This is a genomic window from Neorhizobium alkalisoli (assembly GCF_007829835.1).
Lineage (GTDB): Bacteria > Pseudomonadota > Alphaproteobacteria > Rhizobiales > Rhizobiaceae > Neorhizobium.
On sequence record NZ_VIWP01000007.1, the window covers coordinates 113,336 to 131,216 of the forward strand.

Sequence of the window (17,881 nt, forward strand, 5' to 3'; positions counted from 1 at the left end):
GGATGCGGCCAGCACAGTTTGCCGGTCGCATCCCGCTTTGCTAGAATATGCGAATTAATTGTTGCGCGACTCACTATTACCACTGCAGGTTCATGACCGCGCAACAAAACCAACTTTCAAGCCGTTGGATTTTATTGCGAACTATTCAGGCAAAGATTGAATGACAATCGTCTGAACTTTGCAAAATACAACCTGCCTTAATTCTTTTCCAATATTTCTCACATATAAACCAGTCAACACGTTGCAAGGGGACTAGTGGGGGTCGTCGATGACGATGGTAGCCGCGCCGAGGGCGCAATCAGGTGATCTGATGGCTCAGATCCTCTATGCGGTCCGCTCCATGGGAGCGGCGCCAATTCCGCGCAACTATCAGCTCTTTTATGAAGCCTATGTCGGGTCCAATCCCGAATTGTCGCGCGAACTCGCCGCTCTTGGAAACCGTCCTTCGCAAGAACAGCTCGACGAGCTTGCCTCGCGCCATCTCGGCAGCGACCAGGTGAACGTGATCGAGAAGGCGCATGACAAGCTTCTGACCGAGCTGGACACCGTCCTGAAGCTTTTGAAGCAGGAACAGGCATCGCTCGAAAGCTATAGCCGCCTGCTCGGCGAGACGGCGGTGCGCATCAACTCCAAGAGCAACTTCTCGTCCGACCTGATCCGCAACGCGATCAGCCTGCTCAGCGAGGCGACGGGCGATACGATTTCGCATGGCGAAAAGACCGTTGGCACGATGGCCGAGCGCTCGCAGGAAATGGACCAGGTCCGCCGCGAACTCGACGAATACAAGCGGATCGCCAATACGGATTCGCTGACGCGACTTGCCAACCGCCGCGCCTTCGACGAACGCCTGGCTGCGATCTACGACGATCCGGCCGCGCCGGAACTGACGGCGCTGGTGCTTGCCGACGTCGACAATTTCAAGAAGATCAACGACAATTACGGCCACCCGGTCGGTGACAAGATCCTGGCGACCGTCGCTTCGGTGATCCGCTCGAATGTCCGCAAGGAAGTGTTCGTGGCCCGCACCGGCGGCGAGGAATTCGCCATCATCGTGCAGGGCAATACGCCGGAAGAAGTGCTGATCATCTGCGAACGTGTTCGTCGCGCACTGGAGACGCGGGCCTTCCGCAATTCCCGCTCCGGAGTCAATTACGGACCAGTGACGATCTCGCTTGGTTACTCGATGGCGGCGCAATCCGCCGATGCCGGCGAGCTTTACGCAAAGTCCGACGCGGCGCTTTACCACGCCAAGAATTCCGGCCGGAACCGCACGGTGATCTACGAAGACAATATGAAGAAGGAATATGTCAGCAAGAGCTGGCTGATCTACAAGAAGTAGTCTTCCGAGAAACAGACATCCGCCGCCGCCCCTTCAACCGGGCGGCGTTTTTGTGACCGCAGTTTTCTTGTCACCACATGGTCTTGGCAGCGCGGCCCGCCCATTCCCGGTCATAGGTATCCTTGTCGAAATCCGCCTTGGCGGATTTCAGCAGCGCGCCGGGCGTCGGCAGCTGCTTCGGATCGGCAAAACGATCCGGATTCCACAATTCGGAACGGATCAGCGCGCGGGCACACTGGAAATAGACTTCCTCGATCGCAATCACCGTGACGCTGCGCGGATGCTTGCCGTCCATCTCGAAACTCTCCAGCAAAGCCGGATCGGCAGAAACCACCGCCTTGCCGTTGATCCGCATCGTCGTCGTCGATCCGGGCACGAGGAACATCAGGGCGACGCGCGGGTCGCGGACAATGTTGAGGAGCGAATCGATGCGGTTGTTGCCGCGCCAGTCGGGGAGGAGGAGCGTGCCCTCGTCCCTCACCCGCACGACGCCGCCGAGATCGCCGCGCGGCGAACAGTCGAGCCCTTCGGGCCCGACGGTTGCCAGTGCAACGAAGGGCGACGCCTCGATCATCTGCCGGTAATCCGGCGTCAGCACTTTCGTCACCTTGATCAGCGACGCTTCGCCGACATCCCCATAAAGCGCCTTCAGCGCCTCGACGGAGGTGACGATGCCCGGCTCTCCGATCGCATCCCGGCTCACGTGGCCGCTCCCTGTGCCGCTGCCGCCTGCTCCGCCGCACGGCGCTCGCGATCGCGACCGGTCTTGGCGGCGACGATATCGGCGGGCTGGGCATTGCCCTTGATGAGCGAACGACCGGCATAGATGCCGCCGACCTGTTCGAGCGCAAAACGTTCCAGATCGTTCTCGCGGAATTCGGCGATCAGGTTTGCCGCCATTTCCTCTTCCTCGCCCAGAACCTGCAGCAGTTCATTACTGAAATTCAGGGCCGATTCGTAGGTTTCGCGGATCTGGTAATCGACGCCAGCCTTCAACAGGTCGATCGCGTGGCCACGGTCATAGGCGCGCGCCATGACCTTGGTCATCGGGAATTCCTGCCTGACGATCTCGGCGATCTTGATCGCCGCTTCCTTGTCGTCGATGCAGATCAGGATCGCCTTGGCGGTCGCAGCACCGGCTGCGTGAAGAATATCAGGTCGCGAGCCGTCGCCATAATAGACCTTGAAGCCGAACTTGCCGATCTCGCGCAGAAGGTCGGCGTCCCGGTCAACGATGGACATGGTGTAACCGCGGGCAAGGACGGGCTGGCTGGCGATCTGACCGAAACGCCCGAAGCCGATCAGAAGCACGTTTTCCTCGTGGCTTTCCGGCTCGGCCAGTCCGCTCGTATCGACCTGCGGCTTGGGCGCAAGGCGCACATAGACGGCAACGACCAGCGGCGTTATCGCCATGGAGAGCACGATGGTCGCGGTCAGAACCGCATTCGTTTCGCCATCGAAAATCCCGGCGGCCGTGGCTGCGGCATAAAGAACGAAGGCGAATTCGCCGCCCTGCGCCATCAGCATCGCCCGCCCCAGGCTTTCCGCATTGGAAGTACCGAGGACGCGCGCGATGCCGTAGATCACCGCCGCCTTGACGATCATGTAGGCGATGACGGCAATGATCACATGCTGCCAGTTGGCGGCGATCACCGACAGATCGACCGCCATGCCGACGCCGAGGAAGAACAGGCCGAGAAGAATGCCGCGGAAAGGCTCGATATCGGCCTCGAGCTGGTGGCGAAAGGCGGATTCGGAAAGAAGCACGCCGGCAAGGAAGGCGCCCATGGCCATGGAGAGACCTGCTGTTTCCATCAACAGGGCCGAACCCAATACGACAAGCAGAGCCGCCGCCGTCATCACTTCGCGGGCACCGGATTTTGCCAGAAGGCGGAAGAAGGGATTGAGCAAGTAACGGCCGGCCAGGATCAGCGCGGCCAAAGCTGCAAAACCGATGCCGACCGATTTCAGTCTTTCCAGCAGCGAGACCGTCTCGCCATTGGAGGCGAGCAGCGCGACGATGGCAAGGAGCGGCACGATCGCCAGATCCTCGAACAGCAGGATCGCGACGATCCGCTGGCCTTTTCGCGTCTGGAGATGATTGCTCTCCTCAAGCATCTGCATGACGATCGCGGTCGAGGTCAGCACGAAACCGGTACCGGCGACAAAGGCGACGATCGGCGACTGACCGAAGGTGATGCCGACCGCCATCAGGGCGACGATACAGGCCCCGACCTGCAATGCGCCGACACCAAAAATATCCTTGCGCATATTCCACAGCCGCGACGGCTGCATTTCCAGACCGATGATGAACAGGAACATCACCACGCCGAGCTCGGCGACATGCAGGATGGCCTGCGGATCGGAAAACAGTTTCAGCCCGTAAGGACCGATGGCAAGACCGGCGGCGAGGTATCCCAGCACCGAGCCGAGGCCGATCCTCTTGAACAGGGGTGCAGCGATGACGCCTGCCCCGAGCAAAGCCACGACCTGAACCAGATCACTCGCATTCGTTTCTGCAGACACCCTGTCCCTCTCTCTTTCTGCGCGAACGATGCCCGCCCGCGCTTGCCGCCGCCCTTATCGCTTGCTCGCGTCGCGGCTCAACCCCTTTTCAGCCAATTCCTGCTCGTATTCCATAAACATGCGTGCGCCGTCATCGCCCAGCTCGCGCAGATAAGGCCAGGTGAAGATGCCGCTGTCATGGCCATCATCGAAACCGACGCGTACGGCATAATTGCCGGCCGGCGTGATCGAGACAATGCCGACCTCGCGCTTGCCCGGCACGGTGACCTTCTGGCCCGGCCCGTGGCCCTGCACTTCGGCAGACGGCGACAGAACCCGCATCATTTCGGCCGGAAGGGCAAAGGACGCGCCATCGGAAAAGGTCACGCTCAGAAGGCGCCGATCCTTGGAAACCCGCAGCTCCGTCGGCCAGTTGTCACTCATGGTCGCCATCCTCGGTTCACTCGTATTCCTGGAAAGATCAAGGCTTCGGGATCAGGCCTGAAAGGCATATAATCACAAAGAGCCGTGCCGGGAGGATTAGGAGGTGTCCGGCGGCTCTGCAAGCCTTATTGTCCGGACACGTTTGCGCGAGGCCCTTTCAGGGGCCGCCTCCAGCCCGGTGAAGCTCTTGCACTTGACGTCCGGCGTCGCTATGCCCACCTTGCCTGTCAGGAGACTTGACGTGAATACTATTGCAGGGCCGATCGGCGGTGCAAAACCGCTTTCCACCGAAAAGGCGCCGATGATCGACCCGTTTGGCCGGGCGGTCACCTATCTGCGCGTCTCGGTAACGGACCGCTGCGACTTCCGCTGCACCTATTGCATGGCGGAAAACATGACTTTCCTGCCGAAAAAGGATCTGCTGACGCTGGAAGAACTGGAACGGCTCTGTTCCGCCTTCATCGAGAAGGGTGTTCGAAAGATCCGCCTGACGGGTGGCGAGCCGCTGGTGCGCAAGAATATCATGCATCTGGTCCGCGCCGTCGGCCGCCATATCGATCAAGGCGCGCTCGACGAACTGACCATCACCACCAACGGATCGCAGCTCGCCCGTTATGCCGACGAGCTTTATGACAGCGGTGTCCGGCGCATCAATGTGTCGCTCGACACGCTCGATCCGCAAAAATTCAAGGAAATCACCCGCTGGGGCGATTTCTCCAAGGTGATGGAAGGCATCGATGCCGCCCAGAAGGCCGGTCTGAAGATCAAGCTCAACGCCGTCGCGCTGAAGGATTTTAACGAATTCGAGATTGCCGACATGCTGCGTTTCGCGCATGGCCGCGGCATGGACCTGACCGTCATCGAAACCATGCCGATGGGCGAGATCGACGAGGACCGCACCGACCGTTACCTGCCGCTGTCAAAGCTGCGCGCCGACCTCGAAAGCCAGTTCACGCTGTCCGACATCGGTTACCGCACCGGCGGCCCTGCCCGCTATGTCACCGTCAAGGAAACCGGCGGCCGGCTCGGCTTCATCACGCCGATGACCCATAATTTCTGCGAGAGCTGCAACCGCGTGCGCCTGACCTGCACCGGCACGCTCTATATGTGCCTCGGCCAGAACGACGCCGCCGACCTGCGCACCGCGCTGCGGGCATCGGACGACGACGCCTATCTATCGGCTGCGATCGATGAAGCGATCGGCCGCAAGCCGAAGGGCCACGATTTCATCATCGACCGCACCCACAACCGCCCGGCGGTCAGCCGCCACATGAGCGTCACCGGCGGGTGACCTCAATCCTCCGTCGGCCAGATCAGCCCTGCCAGATCGCCAAGCCTGCTTACTCTTGACTGCCAGTTCGGCACATCGACATTGCGAAGGTCGCTGGCGCGGTGCAGCAGCATCATGGTGAAAAGCCGGCGCCGCCATGTGTCGTCGATATCGGCAGGGTCGATCCCGAAACCCTGCAGCAGACGACGCACCCGGCGTGGTTGGCCCGCAGTCATGAAGGCGCTCGGGCCCAGCAGGTCATATTGGCTCCAGCCGGTCATCACATCACCGAAATCGATCAGGCCGCTCAGATGCCAACGTCCGCCCTCGTCCGATAGCTGGAAATTTTCAGGGATATATTCGCCCGTCAGTATGACCGGTGGCGTATCGAGCGGGATGATCGAGGGCGCGTCCGCAACCAGCTCATCGAGATCATCGAGGAATTTTCCGCCAAGCCCCTGGCTGGCGTGGCGGCGGTGGCAGTTAGCGATCTGGGTCGAGATCAGGTTCGGCCATGCTGGCCCCACCTCCGCGAGCGGTCCGACAGGAACGGACTGGACCTCGGCGATCGTTTCACCGATCTGACCGAGAATATGCTCCTTGTCGTCTTCGGCAAGCACCGGCCAGACCTCCGAACCGGTGATGCCCTTAACCCGCGTCATGCCGATATAGCCCCATCCAAAAATTTCTCCGGCAGCAACGAGATCGGGCGTCGACAGGCTCAGGCGCCCCTGCAGAAGCGCAAGTGTCGCCCGTTCCACTTCGAACTGCCGGCGATAGAGCGGCGGAAAGATTTTCAGGATCAGATTTTCGTCCAGTGCGAGAACGAGATTGGTGCCGGTCGAAAACGGTCGCACGTTTGCAAAGCGCAGATTTTCCGCAGCCGCGATCTCGGCAAGGATCGGCTGCCAGTTCCGGCTCTCTTTTCGCCAGCTGCGAAAATGGTCGCTGTCGGTGATGGTCGGGAAGAGATCGGTCAATTTCCATCCTCGAAAGGCAAAGGCGCAATGTTTTCGGAGTGCCGCCAGCTAACACCCAAACGTCACCGGCGCGTGACTTGCTCGGTCAGCCAGAGAACACAGTCTTCCGCAGGCATCAGCGCCGTATCGAGCCGCAGCGGTCCCGGTCCCCAATCCTCGTAGGTCCGGCCGGCAATCCTGTCCCAATCCGGCTTGACCAGACCCGGCACGTCGGTCGGGCGGCTTTCGGCCCGGCGACGGTGTTCGGCCTTGTCTGAGCAGAAAATCTCGACCTCGACGGCAGGCACTCCTGCCCGCCTCGCAACCGAACGCCACGCCTCGCGCGTAATCTCGAAGGCATTGACGGAATCGGCAATGACGGTGCGGCCAACGGCAAGATTGTCACCGGCAATGCCATAGGCGGCCATATATCCGGCCGGCCCCTCGTCCTTGGCCAGCATGCCGGAACTGCGCAGGGCCTGCTCGATCGTATCGACGCGCACATGCACCGCGCCGAGCCTTTTTGCGAGCGCAATCGCGATCGTCGTCTTGCCGCTTGCCGGCAGGCCGCCGAGGATGATCAGCATCGGATATCTCCCGCTCGCGCTTGCCCAGAACGAACAATGCGGCGGACCATGTTCGGCCCGCCGCATCACCCTAAACGCAAAACATCATAGGGGTGAAATCATGCCGCGTCGAAACGGCGGCCACCGGCGCGGCGGTCGTAAAGCCCGCCCGAAACGTCCATGTTCGGATCGCGGGTCTTGAAGCGGTCGATCTTTTCCGACAGCACCTCAACACGCTGGCGCAGGCCATGGATCTCGGCATTGTTCTCCTCGACCATGGCTGCATTCCGCTGCGTGATGTGCTCGACTTCCTGTACAGCATGGGCGACTTCGCCGATACCGGTCGACTGTTCGTCGGTGGCGGCAGAAATCTGGGCGACGAGTTTTCTCACATCGGTGACATGGGAGATGATCTGCGACAGCGCTTCACCGGTTTCCTCGACCAGATGCACGCCATCATTGACCTGCGATGCGCTGGCCGAGATCAGGCCCTTGATCTCGCGGGCAGCACTTGCGCAGCGCTGGGCGAGTTCGCGGACTTCCTGGGCGACGACGGCAAAGCCACGACCCGCCTCGCCGGCACGAGCTGCCTCGACACCGGCATTGAGCGCCAGAAGGTTGGTCTGGAAAGCGATCTCGTCGATGACGCCGATGATCGTCGCGATCTTGTTCGAAGACCGGCTGATCTCGCCCATCGCGCCGACGGCACGGGCCACGACATCGCCGGAGCGGACCGCGAATTCTTCCGTCTCGTTGACCGATACGGACGTCTTTCGCGCACTCTCGGCGGTGGAACGGACAACGTCGTTGAGGTGCTTGAGGGCACGCGAGCTTTCTTCCAGTGCTGCCGCCTGCTGTTCGGTGCGGCGGGCAAGATCGTCGGCGGAAGCGGCGAGATTGCCGGTGCCGCCTTCGATCTCTTCGGCCGCCGAGCGGACTTCGGCAAGCGTCGCCCGCAGCTCCTCAACGGCACGGTTATAGGTGCGTGCCATGTCGACGAAATCGTCCGGCAGGTTTTCGTCCATGCCCTTTTCGAGATCGCCCTCGGCAAGCTTGCCGAGTACGCCCGACAGCGCAGTCAGCGCCTGGCGCTGCTCGCCGGCAACACGCGCCCTTTCGCTGGCGCGGCGTTCGGCTTCGGCATTGGAGAGTTCGCGGGCGGAAGCCGCTTCCTGTTCGAGACGGATATTCTCGATCGCCGCATCGCGGAAAACGCTGACCGAGCGCACCATGTCGCCGATCTCGTCGCCACGCTCGCGGCCTTCGATCCGCACTTCCAGATCGCCGTCAGCAAGACGCTTCATCACCTCGGTGACGCGCTTCAGCGGGCCGCGCAGGGTCTCGACCAGCATCAGGCCACCGGCAATCGCCATCAGCGTGCCAACCACCATGGCGACGACCGACAGGGTCGCCGAACGCTCGCTGTCTTCCTTGCCGGTTTCCTGCGCCTGGGCGACGAAGTTCTTCAGGCCCGCCATGCCTTCGGTCAGCGTCTTGGACGCTGCGGCGCGGGCGGTGGTCCAGTCTGTGCCAACAGCAATCGTCTTGGTGGTGCCGTTGACCAGCGCATCCATCAGCGTCTCGACCTTCGGCCCAAAATCGCGGGTGGCGGCATTGGTGGCGTTGAGCTTCGACACCTTGCCGGCCGAAGCGCGCAGGCTGTTGATATCGCTCATCACCACGGTACGGGTCGTATCCGACGGGTTGCTGAGGAAACGTTCGGTATCGAGCTGCAGGCCATTTGCCAGCTGCAGCGACATGTCGATCTGCGAAAGCAGGTCACGCAGCGTCGAAACTTCCGTCTCCATGCCGACGAAACGTTCGGCGGCATCGCTGGATTTCGCCGTCACTTCGGTGGTGAGATCACCCTGCGGCTTCATCATGGCGCTGGCGGCGACGCGCAGAGCCGGCACCTTTTCAGCCAGCGGCGCATCATTCTTGGCGATCGCCACAAACGCATCCGCCTGCTGCATGATCGGCTGCATCACGCCATGGCCTGACGAGGACAGGAGGCTGTCGATCTTGTCGAATTCGGCGCGCAGCGCGTCGCCGTAAAGCACCGCGGCCTTGGCGGTTGCCTCATCGGTTTCGGCACCGCGCACTGCATTGCGCAGATTGTCGAGACGGCGGGCGATCGACTTGAAGGCAAAGGCTTCGAACAGCAGCTTCTTGGCAAAGTTCTGCTTGGAATCGAACTGCCGCTGTATGACGGTCACCTGCTTGGCAACGCCTTCCGACGTCTTGCGCACGTCGTCGAGGATGCCGTTGATGTCGGCAATATTCTGCTTGCGGCTCTGATCGACCGACCAGAGCGCATCCGTGTTCTTCGAAAGATTGGCACCGAGGGCGGCAACCACACCGATGCGCTCGCGATCGCCATCGGTGGTCAGCAGGCCCTGAAGGCGGGAGACGCCGGCCTGCTGCTGTTCGATGCTCTTGCGCAGCGCAGCCAGCGTTGCGTCGGCAGGCGCCTCGGTAAAGCCCTGAAGCGAGGACTGGAGATCTTCGAGATCACCGATATTTTCGATCGTCGCCCGCGTCACGGTCATGTGGCCGTTCAGCGTCTCGGCGGTATAGAAGCCTGCCAAGCCGACACCGGCAATCAGGCAGACGAGCGGGATGACGAACAGAAGGACCTTGGTGACAATGCGTCGGCCCTGAAGAAGACGATCGATAAAAGACATGTGCCCCCTCGGCGCTTTGATCGGGTGCCTCCCCGTCTTGATGACATTGCGGGGTTTCATCGGCACGGTTCCCGTTTCATGCGAGAACGAATTGACCCCACAGTCGGAAATTTCGGTTGAACAAGGGTTAATCACGAACCTTCAAAGTTGCTTTTTGCAATCTATCAGCGATTACCCCTCAAAATCGGCGGGTGTGATATGGGCTTCCCGGCTGGTGAGCCGGCGGCGGCTGGACTACAACTGGCCTCATTCGGGGGGAATCATCTTGTCTTTGTCTGAAAATTCACGCGGCGCGCTGGTGATGGCACTCGCCATGGCGCTGTTCACCTGCAACGACGCGCTGGTGAAACAGGTCGCGGGCGAACTCAACATCGCCCAGATCATGGCCGTGCGCGGCATTATGACGACCTTGCTGGTCTATGCCATCACCCGCCAGATGAAGATCCGCCTGACGCTGCGCACGCTTACGGACCGCCTCGTGGTCTTAAGGGCTTTCTGCGAACTCGGTGCAACCGTTTCGTTCTTCACCGCCCTGCAGCGACTGGATTTCTCGGTGGCAGGATCGATCAACCAGGCGCTGCCGCTGGCGGTGACGCTGGGAGCCGCCGTGTTCTTCGGTGAATCGGTCGGTTGGCGGCGCTGGGCGGCCATCGTCGTCGGCCTTGCCGGCGTGCTTCTGATTATCCGTCCAGGCGCGGAAGGGTTTAATCCCGATGCGATCTATGCGGTGATCGCGCTGATGTTCACCACCGCACGCGACCTCACCACGCGACGTATCAACCCTGCCATACCGACGCTTGAAATCACGCTTCTGACGGCATTCGCAAACACCATGCTCGGCATCGTCCTGATCGTGCCGATGGGCGGCTGGCAGCCGATTTCGGGCTCCACCTTCGGCATTCTGGTCGTGACCGCATTTCTGGTCTTCGGCGGCTACCAGACGGTGATCATGGCGATGCGTTCCGGAGAAGTCTCCTTCGTTGCGCCATTTCGTTATACGAGCCTCATCTGGCAGCTGACGATCGCGATCTTCTTCTTTGGCGAACATCCGAGCGCCACGATGCTGGCAGGGGCCGTCATCGTCATCTGCTCGGGCCTCTATACGTTCTATCGCGAGAACAAGCGCAAGCAGGCGAACGCCGTGAGCGCCGAAACGGCACCGCCCGGCGCCATCCAGACGCAGGAGACCGGCCAGTGAGCCACCCTGCCCCAATTCCCGGCCTCGTGCTTGCCGGCGGCCGGTCGAGCCGCATGGGTGAAAACAAGGCGATGATGGCACTCGGCGACCGGACGATCCTGGGCCATGTCATTCACCGGCTCTCCCCCCAGGTTCCGGATCTCGCGCTCAACGCACCGGCGGATTTCCCCGAAACATTCGGACTGCGGCTTGTCCCCGATCGCGACGATGACAGGAACGGACCGCTGGAAGGTGTTCTTTGCGGTCTTCTGGATCTTCGGCAGAACCAGCCCGCATCGCCGTTCCTGATGACCGTCCCCTGCGACAGCCCTTTTCTGCCGCTGGATCTTGCGGCGCGGCTTTCGGAAAAGGCCACCCCCGGCACTATCGTGATTGCCGCCTCCGAAGGGCGCTCGCATCCGGTCTTCGGTCTCTGGCCGGTGACATTGGCGCAGGATCTGGAAAACTGGCTTGCCAATCCCGACAACCGGCGGATAAACGCCTTCCTCAACCGCCATCCGGTCGAGACCGTCGAATTTCCGATGATCGAAACCGGTCATGGTCCGCTTGATCCGTTCATGAACATCAACACGCGTGAGGATCTTGCGCTCGCAAAGACCTTCATCGGGACGCTTGAATGACCGCTCCAGACACTGTTCCACGCGTTTTCGGGATTTCCGGCTGGAAGAATTCCGGCAAGACAGGGCTGGCCGTGCGGCTCGTCACCGAATTCACCCGGCGCGGCTACAGGATCTCGACCATCAAACACGCCCACCACGATTTCGATATCGACAAGGTCGGCGCTGATTCCTTCCGCCACCGGCAGGCCGGCGCGCATGAGGTGACGATCGTCTCCGGCACGCGATTTGCGATCATGCATGAACTGCGTGGTGCGCCGGAGCCGAGCCTGCAGGATATTCTGACCCGGATAGCACCTTGCGATCTGGTGCTGATCGAGGGTTACAAGCGCGAGCCGGTGCCAAAAATCGAGGCGCGGCGGCTGGAATCACACAGCCGCGAGCCGCTCTGGCCCAATGATCCGCATATCGTCGCGATCGCCGCAGATCATGCGATCGACGATACCAACCTGCCCGTCTTCGATCTCGACGATACGATGGCCATTGCCGACTTCATCGCCGACGTGACCGGGCTTCCGACAACCTGATTTCGCCAAGAGACAAAAAAGCCGCCGGATCGCTCCAGCGGCTTTCATTCTTGATATCAGCGGGTCTTAGCGCGAGGCAACCGGCCGAACCAGCGGGGTGATGCGGCGGATGGTGACGCGGCGGTTTTCCGCGTTCGGGCCATCGGTCTGCACCTTCAGATACTGCTCGCCATACCCTTGCGTCGTCAGGTTTTCCGGCGGGATGCCGAAGGCGTCCGAGAGAACCCGGGCAACGCTTTCGGCGCGCTGGTCGGAAAGGACGAGATTGCTCTGGTCCGAGCCGACCGCGTCGGTATGGCCTTCGATCAGGAAGGTTTCCGAAGGATCCTTCTGCAGCACCTTGTTGATCGCATCCGCCACCTTGCGCAGCGAACCGGCCTGGCTCATCGGAACCTCGGCGCTGCCCGTGGCAAAGGTGATCGTATCGAGGTCGATACGGCGCACCTTGTCGCGGATACGGGCCGAATAACGCACCTCGTCCAGCGAATAGACGCGCTCGACATTTTCAACCGGCGGCTGTTCGAGGAACTGGTAATAATCGCGGTTCGGATCCCTCGACGTGTCGATAATATAGTCATCGAGCGGCACCGAGAGGCGCATCGGCGGCAGGTCATCGCCCGGATCGCGCCAGACGTAATCCGGACCACGGGTCTCGTTGGCGATTTCCGGTGAATAGTAGAGCACATATTCCTGGCCGCCGCGCACGACACGCGAACGCTGGATGATCTCGCCATAACGGTTGCGGACGGTGATGATCCGCGTGCCGTCCGGACGGACGATCACTTCGCGGACGCGGTCGTCGCTCAGACGATCATATTCCGGCTGGCGATCGCCATCGTAGAAACGGCGGCTGTCGTCATGGCGCACGACCGGCTGGTTGTCGATCGAGATGATCACGCGGCCATCGTCGCGACGGGGGAAGTTGTTGTCATAGTCCCAGCCCTGCGGGCGGTCGAACTGCGGACGGCGGTCGAGGCGCTGGCCACGTTCGTCGTTCATGGCGCGGACATCGTCCGGATTGAAGCGCGGGCCGTTGTTGCGGGCCTGGGCGTCGGCATCCGAACGCGGCGGCGGCAGCGGACGGCCGGCCTGATCCTGATAACGCGACGGGTCGCGCTGCGGATCGTTGCGCGGGCGGCCCGGATCGTTGGGATCGTTGCGCGGACGCGTCGGGCGCTTGTCGCTGTCGAGCACGGCGGCACCGTTTTCGACGGGCAGCACCACGGTCTCGCCGGGCCTTGCAGCTGCCGGATCCCGCGCAATCTGGCGGGCGCGATCGACATCCTGCGGGGTGCGCGGCGGCTGGGCGGGACGGTTGCCACCGGCCTGCTGCGGGTCTCCCGGGCCAGCCGGCGGACGGGCCGGTGGGGTCTGCTGGCCATCGGCGCTCTGCGGACGCGGCGGGCGGCTGGTGCCGTCAGGCTGCTGCGGCGCATTGCCGTTCATCTGCGGCGGACGGCCGTTTGCATCCGGCTCCTGGCCGGCAGCGTTCTGGCGCGGCGGACGACCATTCGCATCGGGCTGCTGGCCGTTGGCATCCTGGCGTGGCGGACGACCGTTTGCGTCCGGTTGCTGGCCGGTGGCGTTCTGCTGGCGCGGCGGGCGGGCCGGCGGCTGCTGATCGTCTGCGCCCTGCGGCGGACGCGGCTTTGCATCGGCGGCAGGCGGGGCTGCCTTGTCCGGGGTCGCGGCCCTGTCCGGAGCGGCGGGCTTGGTCGGTGCCGGGGCCTGCGCGGCAGGTTTCGGCGGTGCCGGTGCCTTGTCCGGCGCCTTGTTGGTTACGGGCGGCTTGCCCTGGCCGGTATCGTCATCCGGTCCGGCATTGCGGAAGGCGCCGTTATTGTCCTCGCGCGGGGCCATCGTATTGCTGCGGTCCGGCGCGGCCGGGCGCTGCTGGGTGTCGCGCGGCTGGGCATCCCGTGGCTGGGCATCCCGCTGGGGTTTTGCCGGACGCGTCGCATCGGGCGCATCTGCCGGAGCGGCCTGCTGGCGCTGCGGACGCTGGGGGGCTGCATCATTGCCGCCTGCAGCGCCCGGCTGATTGCGCTGCGGGCGCTCTGCACCCGGCTGCTGGTCGGCCGATTGCGGGCGGCGCTGCGGACGTTCCTGTGCACCGCCGTCATCGGCACCCTGCGCATTGCGCTGCGGGCGGGCCGGACGCTGTTCGTCGGGCTGACCTTGTTGCGCGCCCTTTTCCTGCGGCTTCTTGCGGCGCTGCTGGCTGTCATCGGCATTGTCGCCGGGCTGGATGATCTGCTGCTGGACCCGAATGACATCGTTCCCTTGAGCAGCCGGAATCTCGATACCGGAAACCGGTGGCGCGGCGAAGGCCGGCTGCATCAGCGCCGGAAGCGACAGCAGCGGGACTGCAACGCTCGCGAATAACCTGAATTTGTTTGACATGCTCAATACCTCTTCTCGCGTGTCGTCCCTTTTGCGCTGCCGTTTTTCTCTCGACTTGTGTTTTTGGTATGGCAGAGTGCTTTTTGACAAAGCGGGCTGGCGCGGCGGCTCAACCGAACTGAGCCGTTTTTTGTTCCATCGAGACTGTGATCGTGCGGCTGAACCCAGGCTGAACGCCTAAAAGGAGCGTCTTTTCGCGCCTTTGACATTGCGGTTGCAATTTTAGCGGCGCCGGTATCTATAAGTCGCGAAGGAGCCATTTCCCACACACCGGCTCCCGAGCCTCCGCAGCGAGACAAAAGAAACACGCGAGCGGGGCATGCCAACAGAGAGGATCATCATGACTATCGCACGTATCCTTGCAGCTGCATCGGTTGCAGCGCTTTCGCTTTTCGCCGGTGCCGCCAGCGCCGCCGACAAGCTCGTCATCGGTACGGATTCCACCTATCCGCCCTTCGAATATGTCGATGCCAGCGGCCAGTTCCTCGGCTTCGATATGGATATCGGCCGCGCGCTCTGCGCCGAGATGAAGGTCGAATGCACCTTCGTCAGCAATGACTGGGACGGCATCATTCCGGCCCTGCAGGCCAAGAAGTTCGACATGATCCTGTCGTCCATGTCGATCACGCCCGAGCGTTCGGCCCTCGTCGACTTCACCAACAAGTATTACAACACGCCGCCGGCCATCGCCGTGCCGAAGGATTCGAAGATCACCGACGTCGCCGGCCTGAAGGGCAAGACGATCGGTGCCCAGAGCTCGACGACGCACGCCAACTATGCCGAAAAGCACCTGGCCGATACCGAGCTGAAGCTCTACCCGACCGCCGACGAATACAAGCTCGACATTTCCAACGGTCGTGTTGACGCCGTGATCGACGACATCGTCGTGCTGTCGCAGTGGGTCAAGTCGGATGCCGGCGCCTGCTGCAAGATCCTGACCCCGCTGAAGTCCGATCCGGAAATCAACGGCGTCGGCGCCGGCATTGCCGTGCGCAAGGGCGATCCGCTGAAGGAAAAGCTGAACACCGCGATCGCCGCGATCCGCGCCAACGGCACCTACAAGAAGATCCAGGACAAGTATTTCGATTTCAACGTCTACGGCGATTGATCGAAGATAGGGCGGGAAATCCCCGGCCCGGCTCCAAAGCTCAGTGGCGGAAGGCTTGCCCTTCCGCCATTTTTGTTTGAAAAAGAGAAAAAACGGCCATGCTGCCGGATAAAGGGGGCCCAAGATATGACGGGGCCGCCGGATAAAGGGGAAGTTTTGATGGACGGACTGTTTTCAGCGCTGGGCTCCGCCCTGGCCTGGATAGTGAATATTATCGATCCGCTCTGCGGTCCCGTCGGCATCTTCACCTGGTTCGGCAATTCCACCCTGCTTGCCTGCGGCGATACCGGCTGGGGCGACGAGATCGCGAGCGGCCTGCAGATCACCGTCGCGGTTGCCCTCTGCACCCTGCCCGTCGGGCTTCTCATCGGCTTCATCGTGGCGCTCGGCCAGCAATCCGAAGACAGGCTGCTGAGGCTCGCCTCCGGCATCTACACGACGATCTTTCGCGGCATGCCGGAACTGCTCACCCTGTTCATCATCTATTACGGCGCGCAGATTGCCATCCAGTCGCTGCTGTCCTCCTTCGGGTACGACGAACGGATCGAAATCAACGCCTTTGTCGCCGGCATGATCGCCCTGTCGGTGGTGTTTTCGGCCTATTGCTCGGAAGTGCTGCTGTCGGCCTTCCGCGCCATCCCCAAGGGCCAGTATGAGGCGGGCGACGCTCTCGGCCTGCGCCGCGGCAGAACGATGATCCTCGTCATCCTGCCGCAGCTGATCCGCATCGCCCTGCCCGGCCTTGCCAATCTGTGGATGATCCTCCTGAAGGACACGTCCTATGTCTCGATCATCGGGCTTGCCGATATCCTGCGCCAGACGGGTGTCGCCGTGCGCGTCACGAAAGATGCATTCCTGTTCTACAGCCTCGCCTGCGCGCTTTATCTGGCGCTCGCAATCGTCTCCTCGATCGGTATCGGCGCCATCGAGCGCTGGACCGGCAAGCAGGGGACACGCTGATGGCCCATATCAAGGAACTGATCCCGGCCCGCCCTGCCCCTGCCGTCCTGCACAGGCCGCTGACGACATCGCGCGTCATCGGCATCGGCCTGATCGGCATATGGGTGCTGCTGGCGATAGCGCTTCTGTCGATGATGATCACCGGCTGGGATGAGGCGAAATTCCTGCGCTACGGCCCGCGTTACCTTCATGGCCTGTGGACGACGATCACGCTGGTTTCCATCTCCGTCGTCTTCGGTGCCATCCTGTCACTGCCGCTCGCCTTTGCACGCATGTCCAAGAACCGCTTCATCAGCGGCTTTGCCTATGGCTACGTCTATTTCTTCCGCGGCACGCCGCTGCTCGCCCAGCTCTTCCTGATCTATTATGGGCTCGGCGGTTTTCGCCCGCAGCTCGAGGCGGTCGGTCTCTGGTGGTTTTTTCGCGAGGCCTGGTATTGCGGCCTGTTCTCCTTCATCCTCAACACCGCTGCCTATCAGGCAGAAATTTTGCGCGGTGCGATCGAAAGCGTGCCGCGCGGCCAGCATGAGGGTGCGGCCTCGCTTGGCCTTTCCAAGGCCATCACCTTCCGCAAAGTCGTACTGCCGCAGGCGCTGATCGTGGCGCTTCGCCCTTACGGCAACGAGATCATCCTGCTCATCAAGGGGTCGGCGGTCGTCGCCATCATCACCGTCTATGACCTGATGGGCGAAACCCGTTACGCCTTCTCACGCACCTTCGATTATCAGACCTATCTCTGGGCAGCGATTTTTTACCTCGCCATGGTCGAGGCGCTCCGGCATCTCTGGGCCTATCTCGAAGCCCGCCTGACACGCCACCTGAAGCGCTGAGTTTTCTGGCAGCACTCCCATGCATCTGCTGCCAAGTATTTGAAAAATTTAGCGGATATGCATTTACGGGGCAAATCTCAAGCTTCCGTTAAGCATGCCGTGTTCCCATCGTGGGTGACGCAACGACGTCACTTCGACACCAACGATGTGGGAACCGAAAATGTCCGAAATGGAAATGATGCTGAAAGGCTACGGGCTGACCACAGCCCAGATCTTTTATCGCCTTCCCGACCATCCGATCCTGCTACAGACTTATGTTTGGCAGAATTACGATCTCGCCCCCGACTTTCCGGAGATGAAGGGCTTTCTCAAATTCTGGCAGGAAAAGCTCGACGGGCCGCTGCATTCGGTTCGCTATGTGCACCGCAAGCTGATCTCGGCCAGTGAATGGCGCGCCGTGAAGGGCGAGATCATCCTGCACTGACCGTCATCCCCGTCTTCCTCAAGGCTGCGACCTGACGCCGGATTGCC

Annotated in this window: 16 protein-coding genes; 9 read left to right on the plus strand and 7 right to left on the minus strand. The window is 61.8% G+C overall.

Annotated features, from left to right (window positions below; all coding sequences use genetic code 11):
- The first annotated feature begins 268 nt into the window (after positions 1-268).
- Positions 269-1,339, plus strand: a complete 1,071-nt coding sequence (locus FHW37_RS24045) for a GGDEF domain-containing protein (RefSeq protein ID WP_145640977.1) — start codon at positions 269-271, stop codon at positions 1,337-1,339.
- 70 nt (positions 1,340-1,409) lie between these two features.
- Here FHW37_RS24045 and FHW37_RS24050 read toward each other — a convergent pair whose 3' ends face one another.
- From FHW37_RS24050 to FHW37_RS24060, 3 genes are read right to left on the minus strand one after another with little or no spacing between them, the layout of a single operon-like run.
- Entirely contained in the window at positions 1,410-2,042 is a 633-nt protein-coding gene (locus FHW37_RS24050) for a pyridoxamine 5'-phosphate oxidase family protein (protein WP_246690888.1), read from the minus strand.
- Positions 2,039-3,865, minus strand: a complete 1,827-nt coding sequence (locus tag FHW37_RS24055) for a monovalent cation:proton antiporter-2 (CPA2) family protein (protein ID WP_145640978.1) — start codon at positions 3,863-3,865, stop codon at positions 2,039-2,041. The genes FHW37_RS24050 and FHW37_RS24055 overlap by 4 nt, the downstream gene beginning before the upstream one ends.
- A 54-nt stretch (positions 3,866-3,919) precedes the next feature.
- A complete protein-coding gene (locus FHW37_RS24060) occupies positions 3,920-4,288 on the minus strand; it encodes a gamma-butyrobetaine hydroxylase-like domain-containing protein (RefSeq protein WP_145640980.1) in 369 nt (122 codons plus the stop codon).
- A 211-nt stretch (positions 4,289-4,499) separates the two neighbouring features.
- On the opposite strand from FHW37_RS24060, the gene moaA reads away from it, so the two are divergent.
- Positions 4,500-5,579 (plus strand): GTP 3',8-cyclase MoaA, encoded by a 1,080-nt coding sequence (gene moaA / locus FHW37_RS24065; protein WP_145640981.1) that lies wholly within the window; start codon positions 4,500-4,502, stop codon positions 5,577-5,579.
- A 2-nt stretch (positions 5,580-5,581) separates the two neighbouring features.
- Here moaA and FHW37_RS24070 read toward each other — a convergent pair whose 3' ends face one another.
- The 3 genes from FHW37_RS24070 to FHW37_RS24080 all read right to left on the minus strand — a co-directional run bounded on the left by FHW37_RS24070 (position 5,582) and on the right by FHW37_RS24080 (position 9,767).
- Complete coding sequence (locus FHW37_RS24070) at positions 5,582-6,538, minus strand: aminoglycoside phosphotransferase family protein (RefSeq protein ID WP_145640982.1); 957 nt, start codon at positions 6,536-6,538, stop codon at positions 5,582-5,584.
- Between the two features lie 62 nt (positions 6,539-6,600).
- On the minus strand, positions 6,601-7,104 hold the full coding sequence (locus FHW37_RS24075; protein ID WP_145640984.1) for an AAA family ATPase: 504 nt from the start codon (positions 7,102-7,104) through the stop codon (positions 6,601-6,603).
- A gap of 98 nt (positions 7,105-7,202) precedes the next feature.
- Positions 7,203-9,767 (minus strand): methyl-accepting chemotaxis protein, encoded by a 2,565-nt coding sequence (locus FHW37_RS24080; protein WP_145640986.1) that lies wholly within the window; start codon positions 9,765-9,767, stop codon positions 7,203-7,205.
- A gap of 265 nt (positions 9,768-10,032) precedes the next feature.
- On the opposite strand from FHW37_RS24080, the gene FHW37_RS24085 reads away from it, so the two are divergent.
- Genes FHW37_RS24085 through mobB form a run of 3 tightly spaced genes read left to right on the plus strand, consistent with a single transcriptional unit; the run spans position 10,033 to position 12,109 of the window.
- Positions 10,033-10,965, plus strand: coding sequence for a DMT family transporter (locus FHW37_RS24085; RefSeq protein ID WP_145640988.1), 933 nt, complete (start codon positions 10,033-10,035; stop codon positions 10,963-10,965).
- Positions 10,962-11,585, plus strand: coding sequence for a molybdenum cofactor guanylyltransferase MobA (gene mobA, locus FHW37_RS24090; protein WP_145640989.1), 624 nt, complete (start codon positions 10,962-10,964; stop codon positions 11,583-11,585). The genes FHW37_RS24085 and mobA overlap by 4 nt, the downstream gene beginning before the upstream one ends.
- Positions 11,582-12,109, plus strand: coding sequence for a molybdopterin-guanine dinucleotide biosynthesis protein B (gene mobB, locus FHW37_RS24095; protein WP_145640991.1), 528 nt, complete (start codon positions 11,582-11,584; stop codon positions 12,107-12,109). The genes mobA and mobB overlap by 4 nt, the downstream gene beginning before the upstream one ends.
- A 66-nt stretch (positions 12,110-12,175) precedes the next feature.
- Here the strand turns inward: mobB and FHW37_RS24100 are convergent, their stop codons facing one another.
- Positions 12,176-14,512, minus strand: coding sequence for an OmpA family protein (locus tag FHW37_RS24100; RefSeq protein WP_145640993.1), 2,337 nt, complete (start codon positions 14,510-14,512; stop codon positions 12,176-12,178).
- 340 nt (positions 14,513-14,852) lie between these two features.
- Between FHW37_RS24100 and FHW37_RS24105 the strand changes: the two genes are divergently transcribed.
- The 4 genes from FHW37_RS24105 to FHW37_RS24120 all read left to right on the plus strand — a co-directional run bounded on the left by FHW37_RS24105 (position 14,853) and on the right by FHW37_RS24120 (position 17,834).
- Positions 14,853-15,620 carry an ABC transporter substrate-binding protein gene (locus FHW37_RS24105; protein ID WP_145640995.1) on the plus strand — a complete coding sequence of 256 codons (768 nt, stop codon included), beginning with the start codon at positions 14,853-14,855 and terminating at the stop codon, positions 15,618-15,620.
- 159 nt (positions 15,621-15,779) lie between these two features.
- Positions 15,780-16,580, plus strand: a complete 801-nt coding sequence (locus FHW37_RS24110) for an ABC transporter permease (RefSeq protein ID WP_145640996.1) — start codon at positions 15,780-15,782, stop codon at positions 16,578-16,580.
- Positions 16,580-17,410 carry an ABC transporter permease gene (locus FHW37_RS24115; protein ID WP_145640998.1) on the plus strand — a complete coding sequence of 277 codons (831 nt, stop codon included), beginning with the start codon at positions 16,580-16,582 and terminating at the stop codon, positions 17,408-17,410. Before FHW37_RS24110 ends, FHW37_RS24115 begins: the two co-directional genes overlap by 1 nt.
- Before the next feature lie 160 nt (positions 17,411-17,570).
- On the plus strand, positions 17,571-17,834 hold the full coding sequence (locus tag FHW37_RS24120) for an usg protein (protein WP_145640999.1): 264 nt from the start codon (positions 17,571-17,573) through the stop codon (positions 17,832-17,834).
- The last annotated feature ends 47 nt before the right edge of the window (positions 17,835-17,881 follow it).